This is a genomic window from Duganella sp. Dugasp78 (assembly GCF_059491455.1).
Map to the genome: position 1 here is coordinate 4,880,104 of NZ_CP168506.1, position 21,718 is coordinate 4,901,821.

General features: G+C 65.8%; 24 protein-coding genes. 13 read left to right on the top strand and 11 right to left on the bottom strand.

Annotated features, from left to right (window positions below; translation table 11 throughout):
• Positions 1–110: 110 nt before the first annotated feature.
• The 6 genes from rnhB (at position 111) to ACEN9O_RS21735 (ending at position 6,029) form a co-directional block, all read left to right on the top strand.
• The gene (gene rnhB, locus ACEN9O_RS21710; protein ID WP_495613879.1) at positions 111–752 is read left to right on the top strand and encodes a ribonuclease HII; all 642 of its coding nucleotides are present in this window, start codon (positions 111–113) and stop codon (positions 750–752) included.
• Positions 749–1,534, top strand: coding sequence for a TrmH family RNA methyltransferase (locus ACEN9O_RS21715; RefSeq protein ID WP_495613880.1), 786 nt, complete (start codon positions 749–751; stop codon positions 1,532–1,534). The genes rnhB and ACEN9O_RS21715 overlap by 4 nt, the downstream gene beginning before the upstream one ends.
• Before the next feature lie 20 nt (positions 1,535–1,554).
• Positions 1,555–2,760: an EAL domain-containing response regulator gene (locus tag ACEN9O_RS21720; RefSeq protein ID WP_495613881.1), complete on the top strand. Its 1,206-nt coding sequence runs from the start codon at positions 1,555–1,557 to the stop codon at positions 2,758–2,760.
• Between the two features lie 53 nt (positions 2,761–2,813).
• Entirely contained in the window at positions 2,814–3,302 is a 489-nt protein-coding gene (locus ACEN9O_RS21725) for an Xre family toxin-antitoxin system antitoxin (protein WP_495613882.1), read from the top strand.
• Positions 3,299–3,463 (top strand): hypothetical protein, encoded by a 165-nt coding sequence (locus ACEN9O_RS21730; protein ID WP_495613883.1) that lies wholly within the window; start codon positions 3,299–3,301, stop codon positions 3,461–3,463. Before ACEN9O_RS21725 ends, ACEN9O_RS21730 begins: the two co-directional genes overlap by 4 nt.
• 112 nt (positions 3,464–3,575) lie before the next feature.
• Positions 3,576–6,029 (top strand): catalase, encoded by a 2,454-nt coding sequence (locus tag ACEN9O_RS21735; protein WP_495613884.1) that lies wholly within the window; start codon positions 3,576–3,578, stop codon positions 6,027–6,029.
• Here ACEN9O_RS21735 and ACEN9O_RS21740 read toward each other — a convergent pair.
• On the bottom strand, positions 6,026–7,351 hold the full coding sequence (locus ACEN9O_RS21740; protein ID WP_495613885.1) for an amidohydrolase family protein: 1,326 nt from the start codon (positions 7,349–7,351) through the stop codon (positions 6,026–6,028). The genes ACEN9O_RS21735 and ACEN9O_RS21740 overlap by 4 nt on opposite strands.
• A 1-nt stretch (position 7,352) precedes the next feature.
• Positions 7,353–8,201, bottom strand: a complete 849-nt coding sequence (gene ppsR, locus ACEN9O_RS21745) for a posphoenolpyruvate synthetase regulatory kinase/phosphorylase PpsR (protein WP_495613886.1) — start codon at positions 8,199–8,201, stop codon at positions 7,353–7,355.
• A gap of 154 nt (positions 8,202–8,355) precedes the next feature.
• Here ppsR and ppsA point away from each other — a divergent pair, with 154 nt between their 5' ends.
• The 4 genes from ppsA to ACEN9O_RS21765 all read left to right on the top strand — a co-directional run bounded on the left by ppsA (position 8,356) and on the right by ACEN9O_RS21765 (position 12,821).
• Positions 8,356–10,785 (top strand): phosphoenolpyruvate synthase, encoded by a 2,430-nt coding sequence (ppsA, locus tag ACEN9O_RS21750; protein ID WP_495613887.1) that lies wholly within the window; start codon positions 8,356–8,358, stop codon positions 10,783–10,785.
• A gap of 168 nt (positions 10,786–10,953) precedes the next feature.
• Positions 10,954–11,376, top strand: coding sequence for an NfeD family protein (locus ACEN9O_RS21755; protein WP_495613888.1), 423 nt, complete (start codon positions 10,954–10,956; stop codon positions 11,374–11,376).
• A 22-nt stretch (positions 11,377–11,398) separates the two neighbouring features.
• Entirely contained in the window at positions 11,399–12,352 is a 954-nt protein-coding gene (locus tag ACEN9O_RS21760) for an SPFH domain-containing protein (protein WP_495613889.1), read from the top strand.
• A gap of 52 nt (positions 12,353–12,404) precedes the next feature.
• Positions 12,405–12,821, top strand: a complete 417-nt coding sequence (locus ACEN9O_RS21765; RefSeq protein ID WP_495613890.1) for a DUF4259 domain-containing protein — start codon at positions 12,405–12,407, stop codon at positions 12,819–12,821.
• A 49-nt stretch (positions 12,822–12,870) separates the two neighbouring features.
• On the opposite strand, the gene ACEN9O_RS21770 is transcribed toward ACEN9O_RS21765, so the two are convergent.
• The 6 genes from ACEN9O_RS21770 to ACEN9O_RS21795 form a co-directional block, all read right to left on the bottom strand.
• Positions 12,871–13,479 (bottom strand): FxDxF family PEP-CTERM protein, encoded by a 609-nt coding sequence (locus ACEN9O_RS21770; protein ID WP_495613891.1) that lies wholly within the window; start codon positions 13,477–13,479, stop codon positions 12,871–12,873.
• A gap of 141 nt (positions 13,480–13,620) precedes the next feature.
• On the bottom strand, positions 13,621–14,679 hold the full coding sequence (locus tag ACEN9O_RS21775; protein WP_495613892.1) for a TIGR03118 family protein: 1,059 nt from the start codon (positions 14,677–14,679) through the stop codon (positions 13,621–13,623).
• 83 nt (positions 14,680–14,762) lie between these two features.
• Entirely contained in the window at positions 14,763–15,422 is a 660-nt protein-coding gene (locus tag ACEN9O_RS21780) for a TorF family putative porin (protein ID WP_495613893.1), read from the bottom strand.
• Between the two features lie 38 nt (positions 15,423–15,460).
• Positions 15,461–16,837, bottom strand: coding sequence for a S8 family peptidase (locus tag ACEN9O_RS21785; protein WP_495613894.1), 1,377 nt, complete (start codon positions 16,835–16,837; stop codon positions 15,461–15,463).
• Positions 16,834–17,508 (bottom strand): anti-sigma factor family protein, encoded by a 675-nt coding sequence (locus ACEN9O_RS21790; protein ID WP_495613895.1) that lies wholly within the window; start codon positions 17,506–17,508, stop codon positions 16,834–16,836. Before ACEN9O_RS21790 ends, ACEN9O_RS21785 begins: the two co-directional genes overlap by 4 nt.
• Complete coding sequence (locus ACEN9O_RS21795; protein ID WP_495613896.1) at positions 17,505–18,089, bottom strand: RNA polymerase sigma factor; 585 nt, start codon at positions 18,087–18,089, stop codon at positions 17,505–17,507. Before ACEN9O_RS21795 ends, ACEN9O_RS21790 begins: the two co-directional genes overlap by 4 nt.
• A gap of 102 nt (positions 18,090–18,191) precedes the next feature.
• On the opposite strand from ACEN9O_RS21795, the gene ACEN9O_RS21800 reads away from it, so the two are divergent.
• Complete coding sequence (locus ACEN9O_RS21800; RefSeq protein ID WP_495618515.1) at positions 18,192–19,040, top strand: NAD-dependent protein deacetylase; 849 nt, start codon at positions 18,192–18,194, stop codon at positions 19,038–19,040.
• Position 19,041: 1 nt separating this feature from the next.
• Here ACEN9O_RS21800 and ACEN9O_RS21805 read toward each other — a convergent pair whose 3' ends face one another.
• The 3 genes from ACEN9O_RS21805 to smpB all read right to left on the bottom strand — a co-directional run bounded on the left by ACEN9O_RS21805 (position 19,042) and on the right by smpB (position 20,934).
• Positions 19,042–19,602 carry a FlgO family outer membrane protein gene (locus tag ACEN9O_RS21805; RefSeq protein WP_495613897.1) on the bottom strand — a complete coding sequence of 187 codons (561 nt, stop codon included), beginning with the start codon at positions 19,600–19,602 and terminating at the stop codon, positions 19,042–19,044.
• Positions 19,602–20,255, bottom strand: coding sequence for a hypothetical protein (locus ACEN9O_RS21810; RefSeq protein WP_495613898.1), 654 nt, complete (start codon positions 20,253–20,255; stop codon positions 19,602–19,604). Before ACEN9O_RS21810 ends, ACEN9O_RS21805 begins: the two co-directional genes overlap by 1 nt.
• 229 nt (positions 20,256–20,484) lie before the next feature.
• Complete coding sequence (gene smpB / locus ACEN9O_RS21815; protein WP_117011295.1) at positions 20,485–20,934, bottom strand: SsrA-binding protein SmpB; 450 nt, start codon at positions 20,932–20,934, stop codon at positions 20,485–20,487.
• A gap of 75 nt (positions 20,935–21,009) precedes the next feature.
• Here smpB and ACEN9O_RS21820 point away from each other — a divergent pair, with 75 nt between their 5' ends.
• Together ACEN9O_RS21820 and ACEN9O_RS21825 are read left to right on the top strand one after the other, a co-directional pair.
• Positions 21,010–21,444 carry a type II toxin-antitoxin system RatA family toxin gene (locus ACEN9O_RS21820; protein ID WP_495613899.1) on the top strand — a complete coding sequence of 145 codons (435 nt, stop codon included), beginning with the start codon at positions 21,010–21,012 and terminating at the stop codon, positions 21,442–21,444.
• Positions 21,434–21,718, top strand: a complete 285-nt coding sequence (locus tag ACEN9O_RS21825; protein WP_495613900.1) for an RnfH family protein — start codon at positions 21,434–21,436, stop codon at positions 21,716–21,718. Before ACEN9O_RS21820 ends, ACEN9O_RS21825 begins: the two co-directional genes overlap by 11 nt.

A 21,718-nucleotide genomic window follows, 5' to 3' on the forward strand; every position in this document is an offset into this window, starting at 1 on the left:
GCCTGTCATTCCCGCGCACGCGGGAATCCATGCTGAGCGTCCAGGCCAATGTTCCATGGATTCCCGCCTGCGCGGGAATGACGATGATTTATGTGATTTGAGTATCTGACGTGAAAAACCCAACCCCCGGCCTGTTCGACTTCCTGCCCGACTCGCCCGATGAAATCATTTGCGGCGTCGACGAGGCGGGCCGCGGTCCGCTGGCCGGCCCGGTGTACGCGGCGGCCGTGATCCTGGACGTCTCGCGTCCGATCGAAGGCCTGCGCGATTCGAAGAAGCTGACCGAAGCCAAGCGCGACATGCTGGCGCCGCTAATCAAGGCCAACGCACTGGCGTGGGCGATCGCCGAGGCGTCGGAAGAGGAAATCGACAAGCTCAATATCCTGCAGGCGTCGATGCTGGCGATGCGGCGCGCGGTGGAGGCGCTGAGCACCGTGCCGACGCTGGCCCTGATCGACGGCAACCGCTGCCCGGTGATGAAGATCCAGAGCATCGCGGTGATCGGCGGCGACGACAAGGTCGACGCGATTTCGGCCGCGTCCATCCTGGCCAAGACCGCGCGCGACGCCGCGCTGGTGACGCTGCACGCGCGCTATCCGCAGTACTGCTTCGACCAGCACAAGGGCTACGGCACGGCGCTGCACCTCGAGCGCCTGCGCGAGCACGGCGCCTCGCCGGTGCATCGCCGCTCGTTCGCGCCGGTGCGGGCGGTGCTGGAGGAATTCGCGCTGCGCGCAGGGGGAACCGCATGAAGACCATCACCTCGCGCGACAACGCGCAATACAAGGAACTGGTCAAGCTGGCCGGCAGTTCGCAGGCGCGCCGCAAGTCCGGCCGCACCTTGCTGGACGGCGTGCACCTGTGCCAGGCCTACCTGCAGCTGCGCGGCCTGCCGGAGCAGTGCGTGGTCAGCGAATCGGCGCTGCACAACCCGGAGGTGATGGAGATTGTCGGCCAGCTGGAGGCGCGGCATGCGCACGTACTGGGATTGCCCGACGCGCTGTACAACGCCGTCAGCCAGGTCGAACATGGTGTCGGCGTGATGTTCCTGATCGAGACGCCGGAGCGCGCCGTGACCGAGCCGCTGGCCGTGTCGGCGGTGCTGCTCGATAACGTGCAGGACCCCGGCAACGTCGGCTCCATCCTGCGCAGCGCGGCGGCGGCCGGCATCACCCAGGTGTATTGCAGCGCCGGTTCGGCGTTCTGCTGGTCGCCCAAGGTGCTGCGCGCGGCCATGGGGGCGCATTTTGTGCTCGACATCTTTGAAAACGTCGACCTGGCGCAGCTGGTGGCGGCGTCAAAAGTGACCTCGCTGGCCACCAGCGGCTACGCCACCCAGCGCCTGTACGACGTCGACCTGCGCCAGCCGGTGGCGTGGCTGTTCGGCCACGAAGGGCAGGGCGTCGCGGATGACCTGCTGTCGATGGCGACCCATCAGGTGGTGATACCGCACCTGGGCCAGGTCGAGTCGCTGAACGTCGCCGCATGCGCGGCAGTATGCTTTTTCGAGCAAGTCAGGCAGAATCAGACATAAACGACTTTTTGGAGCCGTCGATGGATATCGCGCAGTTGCACTTTCTGGTGGCCGAGGGGGATCAGGTACAACGCCATGCGCTGGCCGATATCCTGGTGCACCTGGGCGTGGGCCGGATCACGCAGGCGCCCGACGGCCACACGGCGCTGCGCCATTTCAGCGCCGGCATCACGCCGCCGGTGGACATCGCCATCATCGACCTGGCGCTGCCGGGCATGGACGCGCTGGAGCTGATACGCCGCCTGGCCGACGCCAAATCGCGCGTGGGCGTGGTGGTGGTGGGCGCGCAGTCGAACGCGGTGCTGTTCTCCGTGGAGACGATGGCGGCGGCCTACGGCATCAATATGCTGGGCGCGATCGGCAAGCCGGTGATCGGCAGCCGGCTCGAGGCGCTCATCGCCAACCATCTGCAACCAGGGGAGGCGCGCGCCGGCGGGGGTCATGCCAACACGCCGCCGATCTCCTTCGCCGAAGTGGGGCAGGGCTTGCAGATGCGCGAGTTCGATCCCTTCTTCCAGCCCAAGATCGAGCTGGAGACCGGGCAGGTCAAGGGGCTGGAGATGTTCGCGCGCTGGCGCCATCCGCTGTACGGCGTGCTGGGGCCGGCGTCGTTCATGCAGGTGCTGGAGGATAACCGGCGCATCGACTTTCTCGACTGGAGCATGATCGAGAAGTCGGTGGCGGCCTGCCGCACCTTGCACGACCAGGGCATTCCGATTTCGTTTTCCATCAATGTCGACCAGGGCACCCTGGCGCATCCGCAGTTCATGGAGCAGATCGCGGCCTGTCTGGACCGCCATCGCATCATGGCCGACTACATCACCTTCGAGATGACCGAATCGGCGGTGCTGACCACCGATCCGCATTTCCTCGAACGGCTGCTGCGCCTGCGCATGAAGGGCTTCGGCCTGGCCATCGACGACTATGGCACCGGCCGCAGCAACCTGCAACTGCTGGCGCGCATCCCGTTCTCCGAACTGAAGATAGACCGCAGCTTTGTCGACGGCGCTTCCAAGAAGCAGGCCATCGGCACGGTGCTGCGCTCCTGCCTCGGGCTGGCGCGCAGCCTGGATCGGCGCTCGGTGGCGGTCGGCGTCGAGACCAAGCAGGATTGGGACTTCCTGCAAGGGCTGGGCTGCACCTACGCCCAGGGCTATTACATCGCCAAGCCTATGCCGGTGGAGGAGTTCCCGGCCTGGCTGGCGGACTGGCAGCACTTCTTCTGAAACAGGGCTGCTTGCCTCATTTGAGCTATGCTACAGTCTCAAAGGAGAAGGTCATGCCAGCTTCCAAAGCGCTTGAGAAACGCCTCTTTCGTAAGGCATTGGCAGAGCCCGCGCCAGCCGACGTGACGAAGCTCTATCGAGTTGATCCGCAAACCCGCATTGCCGCGATACGTAAGGGGATTCCGGCCTCGATGGTCGGTGAGCTTTCCTCAGCGATGGGGATGAGTAAAGAACTGCTGCTCGGCAGCCTCGGCCTGTCCCGCGCGACCATCAGCCGCAAGGAGAAGGACGAGACAGCGTTGTCGAAAGATGAGTCCGAGCGTGTGCTGGGCGTGGTGTCCTTGATCGGCAAAGTGCAGGCGATGGTGGAGGAGTCCGGCGAGCCGGCCGGTTTCGACGCCGCGCGCTGGGTTGCGGACTGGCTGGCCAAGCCGCTGCCGGCGCTTGGTGGCGCAACGCCGGCAAGCTACATGGACACGTTCGAAGGGCAAAAGCTGGTGGCTGAATTACTGTCCATGAGCCAGAGCGGAGCCTATGCATGACCACGCCCTTGTGGCGTATTGCCGTCGAGGCGCCTGCCTATCCGGCCCATGATCTCACCGGTGCATACAACGTGCTGATTAATCCGCGCCATCCGGATGTGGCTTCCATTACCGCGACAACTATCAGACGCTGGATCTACGACCCTCGGTTTTTTTCCTGAACGCTGCATGCCGGGCCCGGTTGAGCGCCGTCAAACTCCTGCACGCCCAAGAAACGCACACTGGATCGCCGCCGTCCATCCGGGCCGGCGCGACATTCAGACGAGGTGCGACATGGCTAATCCCCAAGACAACGACGGCGCGGTAGATGGCGCCGGTTCCATACTCAGCACGGTGGCCGGCCCCGCCGAGCCGCCGCATCCCTCGCGGCTCGGCCCCCCGAATCCGATCGCCGGCCAGCTGCTGGAGAAAGTCACCGGCGACGAGCAGCTTGCGGCCGCGATGCCGTTCAACGAGACCAAGCCGCTGGAGTACGGCGAGGCCGCCTTCACACCGCACGCCGGCGAGACGCGCCAGCCGCCCGGCGCCTTCGCCACCGCCAGCACCAGCACCGAGACGGTAGCCTCACCCAAGGCCGGCGACGGCCAGCCCGACCTCGGCGCCAACGCGCTGGACGGTCCGCTGGACCGCGTGCGGGTCGACGACAGCGGCCGCGAACTGACCACCAACCAGGGCGTGCAAGTGGCGGACAACCAGGACAGCCTGAAGATAGGCCTGCGCGGCCCGACCGCGATGGAAGACTTCATCCTGCGCGAGAAGATCACCCATTTCGACCACGAGCGCATTCCCGAGCGCGTGGTGCACGCGCGCGGCTCGGCGGCGCACGGCTACTTCGAAAGCTACGCCGACCACAGCGCCATCACGCGCGCCTCGCTGCTGGGCGCGGCCGGCAAGCGTACGCCGGTGTTCGTGCGCTTCTCGACGGTGGCCGGCGAGCGCGGCTCGGCCGATACGGTGCGCGACGTGCGCGGTTTCGCCGTCAAGTTCTATACCGATGAAGGCAACTGGGACCTGGTCGGCAACAACATCCCGGTGTTCTTCATCCAGGACGCGATGAAGTTCCCGGACCTGATCCATTCGGTCAAGCCCGAGCCGCACAACGGCATGCCGCAGGCGGCCAGCGCGCACGACACCTTCTGGGACTTCGCCTCGCTCAGCCCTGAGATCACCCACATGCTGATGTGGCACCTGTCGGACCGCGCGATCCCGCGCAGCTACCGCATGATGCAGGGCTTCGGCGTGCACACCTTCCGGCTGGTGAACGCGCAGGGCGCCTCGCTGTTCTGCAAATTCCACTGGACGCCGACGGCCGGCACGCACTCGCTGGTCTGGGACGAGGCGGCCCGGCTGACGGGCGCCGATCCCGACTTCCACCGGCGCGACCTGTGGGAGGCCATCGAGGCCGGGCAGTTCCCGGAGTGGGAGCTGGGCGTGCAGCTGTTCAGCGCCGAGCAGGCGGCGCAGTTCCCCTTCGATATCCTCGACCCGACCAAGATCGTGCCGGAGGAGATGGTGCAGGTGCAGGCCATCGGCCGCATGGTATTGGACCGCAATCCCGACAACTTCTTCGCCGAGACCGAGCAGGTGGCATTCTGCGCCGCGCACGTGGTGCCGGGAGTCGACTTCAGCGACGATCCGCTGCTGCAAGGGCGTATCCACTCCTATATCGACACGCAGATCTCGCGCCTGGGCGGCGCCAACTTCCACGAGATCCCGATCAACACCCCGCTCGCGCAGATCCACAACAACCAGCGCGACGGCATGCACCGGCAGTCGCTCAACCGCGGGCGCGTGAACTACGAGCCCAATTCCCTGGCGGGCGGCTGTCCGTTCCAGGCCGGCGCCAAGGGCTTTGTCAGCTTCCCCGAGCCGCAGCAGGCCAGCAAGGTGCGCGGCAAGCCGGAGCTGTTCGCCGACCACTACTCGCAGGCGCGCCTGTTCTGGAAGAGCCAGACGGCGGTGGAGCAGAACCACATCATCGCCGGCTTCCGCTTCGAACTGACGCGGGTGCAGACGCCGGCGATCCGGCGCCGCATGCTGGCGGGGCTGGTCAACGTCGACCAACGGCTGGCGGAGGGCGTGGCCGATGGCCTGGGCATGGCCGTGCCGCCGGCGCTGCCATTGTCGACCGACCTGCCGATACACGACTATCCGGCCTCGCCGGCGTTGTCGCTGTTCAGCCGGCCCGGCACCACCGGCATCAAGACGCTGAAGGTGGCGCTGCTGGTGGCGCCCGGCGTGGAGGCGGAGCAGGTGCGCCAACTGTACGCGGCCCTGCTGGACGGCGGCGCCGTGCCGCGCCTGATCGGCGAGCGTATCGGCAAGCTGCCGGGCACGGATCTGGATGTGGAGATCAGCTTCGAGACCGGGCCGTCGGTGCTGTGGGACGGCGCCATCGTGCCGGACCGCGCCGACGCCTACGCCGGCCTGGCGCCGGCCGACGTGCCGCACAGCGACACGCCGGGCGGCACGCCGCTCAACCGCGACGTGGCGGCGCTGGAGTTTGTGCGGCTGCAGTACCGGCACGACAAGCCGCTGCTGGCGATCGGTAACGGCGCACAGCTGCTGTACACGGCAGGCATTCCGCAGGCACTGCCGGACGGCGAGCCCGACCCCGGCGTCATCATCGCCGAACGCGGCGCGGACGCCGCGGCGCTGGCGCAGTTCGAGGCGGCGCTGGCGCGTCGCCGCACCTACGCCCGCGAAACCGACCCGCCGCTGGTCTAGTCGGGCCGATAGCTGGCGCGCACGCCGGCCAGCAGCGCGGCCAGCGCCGCCTGGTCGTACCAGCGCCCCGCGGCCATGACGCCCAGGGGCGCGCGCAAGGTCGCCAGCCCATCGAGCGGATTGTGCTCGCTCAGCACCAGGTCGGCGCGATAGCCGGCCACCACCTGGCCGAACGGCACGCCGCCCTTGGTGCGGGCGATGAAGGCGCCCGGTGCGCGGGTGGCCGTCGCCAGCGCCTGATAGCGGCTCAGGTGCGCGCCTTCCAGTTCGGCCAGGTTATCGTGCAGCGAGTAGCCCGGCACCAGGCCGGGGATAGATGGCGCGTCGGTGCCGGACAGCAGTTCGACGCCGCCGTCGGCCAGCGCTCTGGCCAGCTTGCGCAGGAAGGCCAGCTTGGCCTCCAGCCGTGCCGATTTTCCGGCGTAGCCGCTGCGGCGCCATGCCTGCATATCGGACGGCGCCAGGTATGCCGTCTCGGGCGCGGCCAGCAAAGCCCGCACCACCTCGGGATGGCCGATCTGGCTGGCGATGGCGCGGTAGGTTACCACGTCGGCGACCACCGCCGCGCCGTAGCGCCTGGCCAGCGCCACCGCCTCCGGGATGCGCGCGTCATCGGGCGGCGTGTCGGTTTCCTGCGCGCCGGGCGGCGTGAAAAACGTATAAAAGAATTCCTCCAGATGGGCGACCATCACCTGGCCCTGCGCCAGCTGGCGCTCCAGCCGCACGGCCGTCACGCCGTGGCCCACCAGCGGCATGCGCTGGGCGCGGCCCGCTTCGGCCAGCGCGCCGAACACCTCCGGCGCCAGCCCTGTGTAGACCTTGATGAAGTCGTAGCCGTTGGCGGCGGCCAGTTCGACTACCGCGCGCGCCTGCGCCGGCGTCTTCACCTGCAGGCCGTTGTAGTCCGGCGTGCCGTCCACCATCAGGCTGGCGTAGACATGGGGGCCGGGCAGGGCGCCGCGCGCCACGGCCGGCACGATGCTGTCGACCAGGTTGGGGCGGGCGCCACCCATGTTGAGCAGCGTGGTGACGCCGTTGGCCAGGTACAGCGCCAGGTCGTCGCGGGTTTCGGAGTGGCTGTGCATGTCGGCCAGGCCGGGCGACAGCCATGCCGCACCGTGGCCGTCAACGATCCGGTAGCCGCCCGGCGCCGGCAACCCCGCGCCGACCGCCTCGATGCGGCCGTCCCTGACCAGCACCGTCTGGTCGCGCAGCACATGCTCGCTGTCCATCGGCACCACGTTGACGTGCACGAAGGCGGTCGATTGCGCCCATGCCGCGACCGGTACCAAGGCGGCGAACAACAGCGCAATCAGGCGCATCTCAGTACTCGCGCCGGTTGGGCTTGATCTCCTGCAGGATGGTGGTGGAGATTTCCTCGATCGATTTGGTGGTCGACGACAGCCAGCGTATGCCTTCGCGCTTCATCATCATCTCGGCCTCGTTGACTTCGTAGCGGCAGTTTTCCAGCGCCGCGTATTTGCTGCCGGCGCGCCGCTCGTTGCGGATCTCCGACAGGCGCTCGGGCGTAATGGTCAGGCCGAAGATCTTGGACTTGAACTCGTACAGCGAGGACGGCAGCTTGCCGCGCTCGAAGTCGTCCGGGATCAGCGGGTAGTTGGCCGCCTTGATCCCGTACTGCATCGCCAGGTACAGGCTGGTCGGCGTCTTGCCCGAGCGCGACACGCCGACCAGGATCACGTCCGCCGACGACAGGTTCTTGTGCGACTGGCCGTCGTCGTGCGCCAGCGAGAAGTTGATCGCCTCGATGCGGTTTTTGTATTCCTCGCTGTCGACGATGTTGTGCGAGCGGCCGATGGTGTGGGTCGACTTGACGCCCAGCTCTTGTTCCAACGGCGCAACAAATGTTTGGAACATGTCCATATACATGCCCTTGCACTGGCGGATCACATCCGACAGCTCGGTCTTGACCAGTGTCGAAAAGATAATGGGGCGTTGACCGTCGGTTGCAAAGGCTTCGTTAATCTTGCGTACCGCGTCGTGCGCCTTGTCCAGCGTATCGATGAACGGCAGACGGAACTGGCGGAAGCGCAGCTCGAATTGGGTCAATACGGAGTGACCAAAGGTTTCCGCCGTGATGCCGGTACCGTCGGAAACAAAGAAGACCGTGCGGGCCACTGTGGGCAGGGAAGAACGTTGTTCTTGTGTCATGTAAAAAGGGCCTGTCAATATTGTGAATCGTCAATTTGGGCCGCAGGCTGTAGAATGGGCGCCATAGGTAAGATTGTGCTGCACGACGACCAGAATAACAAGAAACAAAGTCTGCGCCTCGCTGGAAGATTTCTATCATCAAAAGGGTGTCATTATGTCCAACGCAGCATTGAAGGAGCAGAGCAACGGAGCGGTATATGTCGCATCGTTCGAACATTTGCGCATGACGGATGTTGAATCCGTCGGCGGCAAAAACGCCTCATTAGGCGAAATGATCAGCCAGCTGGCTGGCGCCGGCGTCCGGGTTCCGGGCGGCTTCGCCACCACGGCCCAGGCCTTCCGCGACTTCCTGTCGCACAGCGTCGACGGCGGCAAGCCGCTGGCCGAGCGCATCGCCGATCGCCTGGCCGACCTGAATATCGACGACGTGCGCGCCCTGGCGCAAGCGGGCGCGGAGATCCGTCAATGGATCGTCGAAACCCCGTTCCAGCCACGCCTGCAGCAGGAAATCGAGAGCTTCTATAAGCAGCTGGTGGCCGATTCCAGCACCGAGATGTCGTTCGCGGTGCGCTCCTCGGCCACCGCCGAAGATTTGCCGGACGCCTCGTTCGCCGGCCAGCAGGAGACCTTCCTCAACGTGGTCGGCATCGAAAACGTGCTCGACGCGATGAAGCACGTCTTCGCCTCGCTGTACAACGACCGCGCCATCTCCTACCGCGTGCACAAAGGCTTCACCCACGCCGAAGTGGCGCTGTCGGCCGGCGTGCAGCGCATGGTCCGTTCCGACCTGGGCGCGGCCGGCGTGATGTTCACCATCGACACCGAGTCCGGCTTCAAGGACGTGGTCTTCGTCACCTCCAGCTACGGCCTGGGCGAGACGGTGGTGCAGGGCGCGGTCAATCCGGACGAATTCTACGTCCACAAGCCGATGCTGGAAAAAGGCAAATCGCCCGTCATCCGCCGCAACATCGGCTCCAAGCTGCTGAAGATGGAGTTCACCAACGAAGCCAAGGCTGGCCGTTCGGTCAAGACCGTGGACGTGCCGGTCGAGCTGCGCAACCGCTACTCGCTGAACGACGCCGAAGTGGTGGAACTGGCCAAGTACGCCGTCATCATCGAGAACCACTACGGTCGTCCGATGGACATCGAGTGGGGCAAGGATGGCCGCGACGGCAAACTGTACATCCTGCAGGCGCGTCCTGAAACCGTCAAGTCGCAGCAGAAGGCGACCGACGTGCAGCAGCGCTTCAAGCTGAAATCCTCCGGCACCGTGCTGGCCTCCGGCCGCGCCATCGGCCAGAAGATCGGCGCCGGCCCGGTACGCGTGATCCACGACCCGGCCGACATGGAACGCGTGCAGCCTGGCGACGTGCTGGTGGCCGACATGACCGACCCGAACTGGGAACCGGTCATGAAGCGCGCCTCGGCCATCGTCACCAACCGCGGCGGCCGCACCTGCCACGCGGCGATCATCGCCCGTGAACTGGGCGTGCCTGCGGTAGTCGGCTGCGGCGACGCCACCGACATCCTCAAGGACGGCACCTTCGTCACCGTGTCCTGCGCCGAAGGCGACGAGGGCAAGATCTACGACGGCCTGCTGGAAACGGAAATCTCGGAAGTGTCGCGCGGCGAGCTGCCCAAGCTACCGACCAAGATCATGCTCAACGTCGGCAATCCGCAGCTGGCCTTCGACTTCCAGTCGGTGCCGAACGCCGGCGTCGGCCTGGCGCGCCTTGAGTTCATCATCAACAACAACATCGGCGTGCACCCGAAGGCGATCCTGGAATACCCGAACATCGACGCCGACCTGAAGAAAGCGGTGGAGTCGGTCGCGCGCGGCCACGCCTCGCCGAAAGCCTTCTACGTCGACAAGCTGGCCGAGGGGATCGCCACCATCGCCGCCGCCTTCTGGCCGAAACCGGTCATCGTGCGCCTGTCGGACTTCAAGTCCAACGAGTACAAAAAGCTGATCGGCGGTTCGCGCTACGAGCCGGACGAAGAGAACCCGATGCTGGGCTTCCGCGGCGCGGCGCGCTACCTGGCGGCCGACTTTGCCGGCGCATTCGAAATGGAATGCCAGGCCATGAAGCGCGTGCGTAACGACATGGGCCTGACCAACGTCGAGATCATGGTGCCGTTCGTGCGCACGCTGGGCCAGGCCGAGAAGGTCGTCAACCTGCTGGCCAAGAACGGCCTGGTACGCGGCGAGAACGAGCTGCGCCTGATCATGATGTGCGAAGTTCCTTCGAACGCCATCCTGGCCGACCAGTTCCTCGAACACTTCGACGGCTTCTCCATCGGTTCCAACGACCTGACCCAGCTGACCCTGGGCCTGGACCGCGATTCCGGCATGGCGCTGCTGGCGGCCGACTTCGACGAGCGCGATCCTGCGGTCAAGGCCATGCTGTCGATGGCGATCAAGGCCTGCCGCGCACGGGGCAAGTACATCGGCATCTGCGGCCAGGGTCCTTCCGACCATCCGGACTTCGCGGTCTGGCTGATGGAGCAGGGCATCGAGTCGATGTCGCTGAACCCGGACTCGGTGATCGACACCTGGCAGAAGCTGGCAGCGCTGCAAAAGTAATAGTGAAGTTGAAATAAGTTGACGTCAGCGCGAATTGGTTTAGACTGGAGTTATCGAATTTAGTAGTCAATCACTCTATCAATACCAACGCACCTTGCCGCAAAAACCCTCGCAGCCCGCACCGGGAAGCGGGGGTTTTTGCATTTTTAAACCTGAGAGGAGTGCATCATGGCTGACTGGAGTTTTTGGTTGGTCGCCGCCGGCGCCACCGTGATACTGGAACTGTTCAGCGGAACGTTCTACCTGCTGATGATCGCCATCGGCCTGGTGTCCGGCGCGCTGGCCGCGCTGCTGGGCTTTGGCATGGCCGCGCAGACCTTGTTCGCCGCCGTGGTCGGCATCGCCGCCACCGTGCTGCTGAGGCGCAGCCGCTTCGGCAAGTTAATCAACCGCGCGAAGGCCGAGCACGACCCCAACGTCAATATGGACATCGGCCAGACCGTGCACGTGCCGGCCTGGCAGGACGGCGCGGCGCGCGTGATGTATCGCGGCGCGCTGTGGGATGTGGAACTGGCGCCGGGCACGCCGCCGGCGCCAGGCCAGTTCACGATACGCGAAGTACGCGGCAGCCGCCTGATCGTGGCGGCTTAAGATTTACCCACCGGAGAGTTTTATGGATATCAGTTTCGGCAATGTCACCTTCATCATCTTCATCCTGGCCTTGGTGTTCGTCTTCAAGACCATCAACGTCGTCCCGCAGCAGCACGCGTGGGTGGTCGAGCGGCTCGGCAAATACCACGCCACGCTGGGTCCCGGCCTGAACATCGTGATTCCCTTTGTCGACCGCATCGCCTACAAGCATATCCTGAAGGAGATCCCACTCGACGTGCCGCCGCAGGTCTGCATCACGCGCGACAACACGCAGCTGCAGGTGGACGGCATCCTGTACTTCCAGATCACCGACGCCATGCGCGCCTCGTACGGCTCGTCCAACTACATCACCGCCATCACGCAGCTGGCGCAGACCACCCTGCGCTCGGTGATCGGCCGCATGGAACTGGATAAGACGTTCGAGGAGCGCGACCATATCAACACCGCCATCGTCAACGCCATCGACGAATCGGCCGCCAACTGGGGCGTGAAGGTGCTGCGCTACGAGATCAAGGACTTGACGCCGCCGAAGGAAATCCTGCACGCGATGCAGGCGCAGATCACCGCCGAACGCGAGAAGCGCGCGCTGATCTCGGCCTCGGAGGGCCGCAAGCAGGAACAGATCAACATCGCCAACGGCGAACGCGAGGCGCAGATCGCCCGCTCGGAGGGCGACAAGCTGGCCGCCATCAACCGCGCCCAGGGCCAGGCCGCCGCCATCGTCGCGCTGGCCGAGGCGAACGCGTCGGCGCTGCGCCAGGTGGGCGCGGCGATCCGCGAACCGGGCGGCGAGGACGCGGTCAACCTGAAGGTGGCCGAGCAGTACGTGGGCGCCTTCTCGCAGCTGGCCAAGACCAACAACTCCATCATCATTCCGGCCAACCTGGGCGAGATGAGCGGCTTGATCGCCACCGCCATGCAGGTGGTCAAATCGCAGAAGGACGGACCGGCGGCCAAGGCCATCGTCAAGGGCTGACCGGCGGCACGTGCGCTGATAGAATGCCGCACGAAACAATACAGGAGCAGCGATGGCAACATGGGCGGTGGACGCGTTCGGCAACGACTACGCGCAGGATTGGGCGGAAGACCTGGCGCAGACCAGCAACCTGGAGGCGGTGGAAAACACGCTGGACGTGGCGCTGGAACATCCGGGCGAGATGCTTGAAGCGCCGTTCGCTGCCGAGGCGCTGGTGGCGGTGGAAGTGCTGGCGCGGCTGCAGGGCAAGGGCGGCGAGCGCAGCGAGGACAGCGCGGCCGTCGACGAGTGGGTGGATGTGCGCAAGGCCAAGGCCCGCGCGCGCACCGACCTGGCCGACAAGGCTGGCCGTGCCATCGAGCGCATCCTGTCGGATCAATCGGAGTTGCGCGAACTGTGGGCCGACAGCGAACATTACGCCGACTGGCGCGCCTCGGTCGAAGCGCTGCGCGGACGGATCAGCGCCTGAAACAAAAAAACGCCCCGAAGGGCGTTTTTTTTATGGACATGAGTCCAGATTACTTGGCGGCCTTGCGGCGGCGCGCCACCACACCGACCAGGCCCAGGCCCGCCAGCATCATGGCATAGGTTTCCGGCTCAGGCACGGCGGTGGTCAGCGAGACGTTGTCCAGCGAGCTGCCGTAGCTGTCCGAAGTGCCGGTGGCGATGAACTTCAGCTTCATCGCGCTGCCGTTGCCGATCAGCGAGTAGGTGCGGGTTTCCCAGGCGCCGTTCAGCGAGTTGTTGACGTGGGCGATCTCGGCATTACCCCAGTCCACCGACAGGCCTTGCGACGAGATCGCCACACCCGGACGGTTCTCGAACTGGAACGTCAGCGTGTACTTCTGGCCGAGCACGGTCTGCACGGACTGGGTCATGCTGCTGTTTTTGTTGGTGTCCAGCTCGACGAAGTTGACGCCTTGGGCGGCAACGCCGGCGACGTTGTTGCGCAGCTCGATGCCGTGCTCACCGCCGGTCCAGCCGGTCAGGTTGGCGTAATTGGCCCAGGTGCCGGCCGTTTGATGGTTGGCTTCGAAGCTGCCGTTGATCAGCAGTTCGACTGGCGCAGCAAAGGCGCTGCCGCTGGACAGCAGGGCGACGAGCGCGGCGGATTTGATCAGATTCATGATATGCATTCTTGAGATTCCCCGTGGTGTTGATTATTGGTAACTTGTATTTCCCCAAAGACAAGTGAATTGTAATTCATGAATCTCTTTTTGGCCAGCATTATTTGCCATGGACGGTTTGAAAGCCGCATGGCTGCGGCGTTAGCGCATATCGATACGGCCGTACAGCCCGTGTGTTTCATCGCCCGGACCGGCCGCGAAGAACAGCGTGTTGGTGGGCTGGTTGTTGACGCCCGGGCCGAACGCGATGCCCCACAAACCGTCGATGACGATGGCGCTGCCGTCGGCCGTGGACAGCGTGCCGGCCATGGCGCCGCTGGTCGCATCGTAGGCGTTGATCTTGCCGTCGCCGAAATTCCCCACCAATAGCTTGCCGCTGAAACTGCCGAAGTTGGACGGCGCCATCGCCATGCCCCACGGCGCGTTCAGCGCGCCGCCCTTGACCAGTTGCTTGACCAGGTTGCCGGCGGTGTCGAACACGTCGATGGCGCCCAGTCCCGCGCCGGCCACCTCGTCATCGCCGGAGCTCTCGCGCTGGGCAAAAGCAACGTAGATGCGGTCGCCGACGGCCTGGATGCCGAACGGCGCGTAGTTGGCCGGCAGCGCGGCGTCGCGGAAGGCGCCGCTCAGGGTCACCTTGTTGAAGCCGGCGTCGAACACGTCGACGCGGTTGTTGTGGAAGTCGGCCGCGTACAGATAGTTGGCGTTGTTCCAGGTGGCGATGGCCAGGCCCTTGTAGACTGCCTGCGCGCCGGCGCCATCGAACACGGTGAGGGCGTTGTTGCGGTCGACGCTGGGCGACCAGGCAGCGATCTTGCCGCTCTCGGTGGCGAACAGGAAGGGGCTGGCGCGGAAATCGCTGCTGCCGTTGTAGACGATGCCGGTCGGCGCGGGCGGCGTGGCCACCACCAGCGATTGCAGTACGCCGTTGCCGTCATACAGCGTGGAGGTGGAGCTGCCGTTGTTGGCGACCCAGACGAAGCCGGTCGGGTTGAAGGCGATGCCCCAGGCGTTGACCAGTTTGGCGTCGGTCTGGGCCGCGCCGCCGGCGGTGTCGGCGACCAGCTTGCTCACTTTGAACTGGCTGGCGGCCATCGGCGGCGTGACCACCGGTGCCGGCGCCATCGGCGTGGAGTAGCCGCCACCGCCGCAGGCGGACAGGGCGAGGACGGTCAGGGCGGTGATAGATTGGGTGCGCATGGCAACTCCTTTCGGGATCAGGGTTGATGTCCCGTGGATTCCTGCGCACCGTCGCGGGGTTCTGCCGGCGCTTGAATAAACTGTCAGAAAGCGTAGGTGGCGCCGAGCACCCAGGCGCGCGGCGTGTGCACCGGGTAGTTGCTGTATTGCGGTCCGTCGTCCTGGGTTTGCTCGCGCGCCAGTTGCACCGTCCAGTTGCCGAACGGGATGCCAGCGCCCAGCCGGAGGTCGTAGCGCGTGCTGGCCGGCGTGCCCGTCCAGCCCAGGCCGCGCTGGGTGCGCAGCAGGCCGGCGTGGGCGATCAGGTTGAAGCGCGGGTGGACCGGATAGAACAGATTGGCCTCGCCGTACCAGGCGCGCGCCATGCGCCCCAGGTAGCGCGGTGCGTAGTACAGCCGCGTGGTGAAGCGCTCGCCGGACGCGCCGGCGTAGCATTCGTTGTAGTCGGCATTGTGCAGCTGGGTGTACGACGAGCGGCTGCAGCCGGCCTCCACGCTCCAGCCCGACCGCAGCCGCAGCGCATAGCCGCCGTAGGTTTGCAGCTTGGCGCCGTGCGTGTCGGCTATCGAAAAGCCGCTGCCGAACAGGCCGGCGTACCAGCCGCTGGCGTGGTCCAGGTTGAGCGTGAATTGCGGCGCCGGCCGGTCGTCGCCGAGCGACTGGCCGCGGTAGCGGTAGTCAGATTGCAGCGCGACGCTGCCGCTGATATCGGCTTGGGCCAGGGCCGGCCGCCAGGGCAGCACGGGCAGGATCGTAAGGAGGACAAGAGTGGCACGCAGTGTCACGGACCGACGCCACGTTGCGTGAGGCCGACGGCGGTACAGGAACAACTGCAGTGATGGAGCAGGCGGGAAATGGTGGCGCATGCGTCAATATTAACAGTGTTTAACGCTACGCCGGGTTGCAGCATGTTACGCAGCTGTGCCGGCGTGGCGCCCGGCTGCAGCTGCGTCATCAGCGCCAGCATGCCGCTGACGTGGGCCGCCGCATACGAGCTGCCGCTGACAAAGGACCAGCGCCCGCCGGGCGCCGTGGTCGGTACGTCGTTGCCGGGCGCCAGCAGCGGCGGATCGCCGACGGCGTTGGATACAGGGTTCTGCTTGCCGGCCTCGGCCTGCGAGGCCACCGCCAGCACGCCGCGATGGCTGGCCGGGAAGGCCGGCCCGCCGGCCTTGGCGTCGATCGCGCCGACCACGCCGATGCCGCGTTCCAGCGCCACGTCCAGCAGCCGGTCCAGCAACCGGTCCGGCGGGCCGGCCAGGCTGAGGTTGATAACCTGGGCGCCGTTCAGGATGGCGTAGTTGAGCGCCTTGCTGAGCGTGAAGCTGTTGCAGCGCGTGGCCAGGTCGGCCTGCTGCCAGCAGGCGCGCAAGCCCATCAGCCGGGCCTGCGGCGCCACGCCGAGGATGCCGCCGTGGCCGGCGCGCGCGGCGATGATGCCGGCCACGGCGGTGCCATGGTTCTCGGCCGGGGTGGCGCCGTTGTCGACGAAGTTGGCGTTGACCGCCAGCTGGCCCAGCAGGTCGGGATGGCTGTCGTCGATGCCGCTGTCGACCACGGCCACGCGGACGTCGCGGCCGGTGGTCTGGCGGTGCAGTTCGGCCACATGCCAGTAGCGGGCGGCGGGCTGGACCGGGTACAGCGCGTCGGGGGCGGACAGCGCCTGCGGCGTGTCGGCGGCATTGCGGGAGGGGATGGTCGCCATGCCTTCGAAGCTCGATACCGGCTGCGCCCATTCCACCTGCGGGTCGTGCGCCAGCCGGGCGATGATGCGGTCGGGGTTGTCCTGGTCCGGGTAGCGCATCACGTAGCAATCCAGGCCCAGCACCGGCATTGGCCAGTCGTCTACCAGCGTCAGGCCGTGCTGGCGGGCCAGTTCCTCGGCGCGGCGGCGGCGCGCGGCGCGGCTGCTGTCGTCGATGTAGCGGCCGCCGTAGCTGGCGTCCGGACGGAAGTGCGTGGCCGGCAGGCGCAGCATCACCAGCAGCTGGTGCTCGCCGGGGACGTGGCTCGGTGGCGCCAGCACCGGCTGCAATATTTCATCGCCGGCCGGCGGCGCCGCCTGCGCCGTTTCAGCGGCGCGCGCGGCAAGCGGATTGCCGGCCAGCCCGGCCAGGCTGGCCATCATCACGCCGACCCGGAGCCAGTAGGTGTTCAAGGTGCGGTGCTCCCATCGAGTGCCTCGGCCAGTTTGACGGCCGGGTCGGCGCGCAAGCCCTGCAGGGCGCGTTCGCGGCCGGCGGCCGGCACGTTGAGCAGGTAGGCGTCGGTGACGGTCGGGCCGTCGACCACGCGCGCGCCCTGGGCCTGCAGGATGCGGCGCAGTTCGCGTTCGGTGGTGTCGGGCTGGAAGATCACCACCAGGTTGCCGCCGCTGCTGACGGCCGAGCCCAGCACGCGGTAGGGGGCCGGATCGCTGTCCGGGCGCAGCAGCAGGGCGCCCAGGCCGATGATCGCCACCCATTGCGCCGCCACGGTCCAGCGCAGCCACGACGGCTGGTTGGCCGCCGCCGCGCGCCACCACGACACACGGACATCGACGGCCGGTGCCGGCACGGATGCGGTGTGTTCCTGCGGGCCGAGCGCCGGCATCAGCCGCGCCAGCGCGCGCTCCATGTCCACGCCTTCCGGCAGGGCGTCCGATGCTGCGGCCTCGGCGCGCAGTTCGCGTTCCCATTCCAGGTCCTTGCGGCACTGGGCGCAAGCCTGCAAGTGCTCCTGCACCCGTTGTGCCTCGTCCGGCGCCAGCTGCGCGCTCGCATACCAGGGCAGCAGTTCCTGCACCGCCTGGTGGGCCGGGATATCCATTCTGAAGATGCGCCCGTTCATTGGCTGCTCTCTCTTTCGTTCCACAACAAATCCTTCAATCTGTGCCGCGCATGAAACATGCGGGTCTTTACCGTGTTCAGCGGACACTCCACCACCTCGGCGATGTCGTTGTAGGCCATGTCGTGATAGTAGGTTAGCACCATTACGGCGCGCTGTGCCGCCGGCAGTTGTTCCAGCGCCTCGGCCACGGTCTGCTGCAATTGCTGGCGCTTCATGGTCTGCTCCGGCTGGTTGCCGCTCTCGTCCTCGTACAGCGATGGGTCCGATTCCACCGGCTCGTCGCTGGCCTTCAAGCCCTTCAGGGTCTTGCGATAGGCAATCGCAAAGATCCAGGTGGACACCTTGCACGTTCCGTCGAAGCTGGCGGCCTTTTGCCAGACCACCAACATGGTATCGTTGACCACTTCCTCGATCAGCGCCGCGTTGCGCGCCATGCGGCCGATAAAGCGCGACAGGCGCGGAAAATACGCCCGGTACAGCGCCTCGAAGGCGACACGGTCCCCGGCCGCTATCCTGGCCAGCAGGCGCACCTCTTCCGATTCCGGGTTCGGGCCGCTCGTCCGGCCCCGTTCTTGTTGCATCCGCCATCCTCCATTTTCCTGTTAATACCTTGCCGAGCGAAAACGGTTCTACAAGCCGGGAAATTTAATCGTCCCATGCTACCACCATCAATCTCGGCTAACATGGCGCACATGAACCTGAGCCAACAAGTTGACCATCTGAACACTTTCCTGCACCGCCACCGGCGCGTGCTGGTGCTGACCGGCGCCGGCCTGAGCACCGCTTCCGGCATTCCCGATTACCGCGACAAGGACGGCGTCCGGCGCGGCCGCACGCCCATCCAGGGGCCGGATTTCCGCAAGTCCGAGGTGGTGCGGCGCCGCTACTGGGCGCGCAGCATGGCCGGCTGGCCGACCCTGGCGCAGGCCGCGCCCAACGCCGGCCACCAGGCACTGGCCCAGCTGGAGGCGGCCGGCCGCATCGACGCGCTGATCACCCAGAACGTCGACGGCCTGCACCAGCGCGCCGGCACCAGCAGGCTGATCGAGCTGCACGGGAATATCCACGGCGTGATCTGCCTGGACTGCCGCACGCTGCACCGGCGCGCCGACATCCAGGCCTGGCTGACCGCGGCCAATCCGGCGCTGGCGGCGGCCGACGCGGCCGGCGGCGAGATCGTGCCGGAAGCGCGCCCCGACGGCGACGCCGAGATCGAGCTCGATGCCTTGCAGGACTTCCACATGCCCAGCTGCGGCGCCTGCGGCGGCACCCTGCAGCCGGACGTGATCTTCTTCGGCGATAACATTCCGCCCGCGCGCACGGCGGCCGCGCTGGACCTGATGGAGCAGGCCGATGCCTTGCTGGTGGTGGGCTCGTCGCTGATGGTGTTTTCCGGCTACCGCTTCTGCAAGCTGGCGGCGGCGACCGGCAAGCCGATCGCTGCCATCAACCTGGGCAAGACCCGGGCGGACGACCTGATCGGCCTGAAGGTGGAGGCGACGGCCAGCGAAGTGCTGCCGCGCCTGTTGTAGCCTAGTTCCGCTGCAGCATCGAGCGGACGATGGCTTCCTTGGCCAGCACATAATCCTGGCCGGCCAGCACGAAGTTGGTGTTCGGCTGGATCACCTTGATGTTGATGAACACCATGTCCGAGGTCTCCGCATACGAGCCGACCACGATGGCCTGCGCGTTGTGGGCGGTGGCCACTTCGCCGATCTCGCGGGTGAGCATCAGCTCGCCCTGGTTGCGCTTCAGGTAGACGCTGTTGCGCAGCTTCATCTCCAGCATGCTCAGGCCGCCTTGCGCCAGGCGCGTCGACAGCTGCTCGGACACCAGCCGGCCCAGCGTCGTGGTCTGTTCCAGCGCGTCGATGTTGACCACGGTGGCCATGATCAGCGGCTTGTCGGCCATCAGCTTGCCGTTCAGCTGGTGCATCAGCGAATCGGCGGCCTTGTAGTTGGCGTCGATGAACTGGTTGGAGGAGATGGTCGAATAATTGCCTTCGTCCTTGACGGGGGCGGACGAGCAGGCGCCCAGCAGCAGCGGCAGCGCCAGCACGGAGGCGCGGGCCAGGGTCAAAACGTGGGTCGGCATTACATGTCTCCGCGGACTTTGAAGATACGGGTCAATTTGGGTTCTTCCGGTTCGGGATCGATGATGCCGTACAGGATGCGGTCGCTGTCGGCCACGTAATAGGCCGAGGTGCTGCGCGCCACGTAGCGGAACTGGTCGGAGACCGAGACGGTGACGATGATTTCGGTGCGGGGCGTGGCGCCGGGGGCGAACTGGGCGTTGAACCAGTCGTAGGAATCCCAGGCGCCGGCGCCGGCGGCCACGCTGGCGATCAGCGGCGCCTCGATCTCGCTCAGCACCCATACGCCGGTGGCCAGCGCCGCGCGCTCGCCGTGGTAGCGGTATTGCGGACGGTTGGCGGTGAAGGTCACGGCCTGCACGTCCATGTCGATCTTCAGCGAGCCGGCCGGGGTGCGCGTGACCATGTAGCCGTCGTTGACCAGCGAGGTGGTCAGCTGGGTGGTCAGCGCGCGCTGGAACGGGCTGGGCTCGCGCGGCTCGTTCAGGAACACCGGGCGCGGCGGGCTCTTCTTGAGCTCGGCCACGATGCTTTTCTCGATATTGTCGGATATGACGCCCCAGTGGTAGGCCGCCTGCAGCTTGGCCTGCTTGGTGGTGGGGAAGTTGCTCGCCACCGGGGTCGGCGTGTAGCGCGAGGCACAGCCTGCGAGCAAGATTCCGGCTGCCAGAGCCATTGCAGTTTTCAGCGCCATCTTTGCCTCGTCGTCAAGAGTCCAGTCCGGTTCGCGGCCGCCGCGCCATGGGCAGGCAACAGCCGCGAATGTAAAATCATTCTTCTGCCAGTTTAGCATGGGTGTTTCTAATTAGAAACTCGTCGGGCGATAAAAAACCCGGTGCGGGACCGGGTTTTGTACAGGGCGCGCAACAGTGCGGCGGGGTTTTTTAGCGGCGGTTGGTCTTCATGGCGGCTGCCACTTCGCGCTTGCCGTCGCGGTCTTTCTCGGTGGCACGTTTGTCGTGCATCTTTTTACCCTTGGCCAGGCCGATTTCACATTTGACGCGGCCGCCCTTGTAATGCAGGTTCAGCGGCACCAGGGTGTAGCCGGAGCGCTCGACCTTGCTGATCAGCTTGTCCATCTGCTGGCGGTGCAGCAGCAGCTTGCGGGTGCGCACCGCCTCCGGGCTGATGTGGGTGGAGGCGGTCGGCAGCGCGCTGATGTGGGCGCCGAACAGGAACAGCTCGTCGCCCTTGATGGTGACGTAGGCTTCCTTGATCTGCACGCGGGCGTCGCGGATGGCCTTGACTTCCCAACCTTCAAGGACGATGCCGGCTTCGTAGCGGTCTTCGATGAAGTAGTCAAAAAAGGCTTTTTTGTTATCGGCTATGGTCATGGGATGGTATCGGTTAAACTACTGCTTCGCGCACAGAAACGCGAATAATTCAACATCATAGCAAATGGTTAGACTATGGCAGTAGTACACAAATCAGTTTTCCTCGGTTACAGCGCGCAGCAGATGTTCGATCTGGTCGCCGCGATCGAGGACTATCCCAAATTTCTGCCCTGGTGCGGTGGTGTGGAAATCCGCGAACGCGACGGCAATACGGTGACGGCCAGCGTCGGCATCAACTACCACGGGGTGAAGCAGAGCTTCACGACCTCCAACCAGAACACGCCGTCGACCGAGATCAAGATGAAGCTGGTGGACGGTCCTTTCAAGTGCCTGGACGGCGTGTGGACCTTCAAGGCGCTGCGCGAGGACGCCTGCAAGATCGAGCTGGACCTGCACTACGAGTTCTCCAGCGCCCTGCTGGCGCAGCTGGTGGGGCCGGTGTTCGGCATGATCGCCAACAGCATGGTCGATTCCTTCTGCAAGCGGGCGGAGACGGTGTATGGCGGCTGAAACCTTCAACATCGAAGTGTGCTACGCCAGCGACGCGGTGCAGTTCCTGCGCGCGCTGCGGGTGCCGGTGGGCACCACCATCGAGCAAGCTATCGCCATCAGCGGCGTGCTGCAGGAGGCGCCGGAGGTCGACCTGGTCACCATGCAGGTCGGCATCTACGCCAGGAAGAAGACGCTGGACACCGTGCTGCGCGAGCACGACCGCGTTGAAATCTACCGTCCGCTGATCGCCGATCCCAAGCACGCCCGTCGGCGGCGCAAGGCTGCCGCCTGA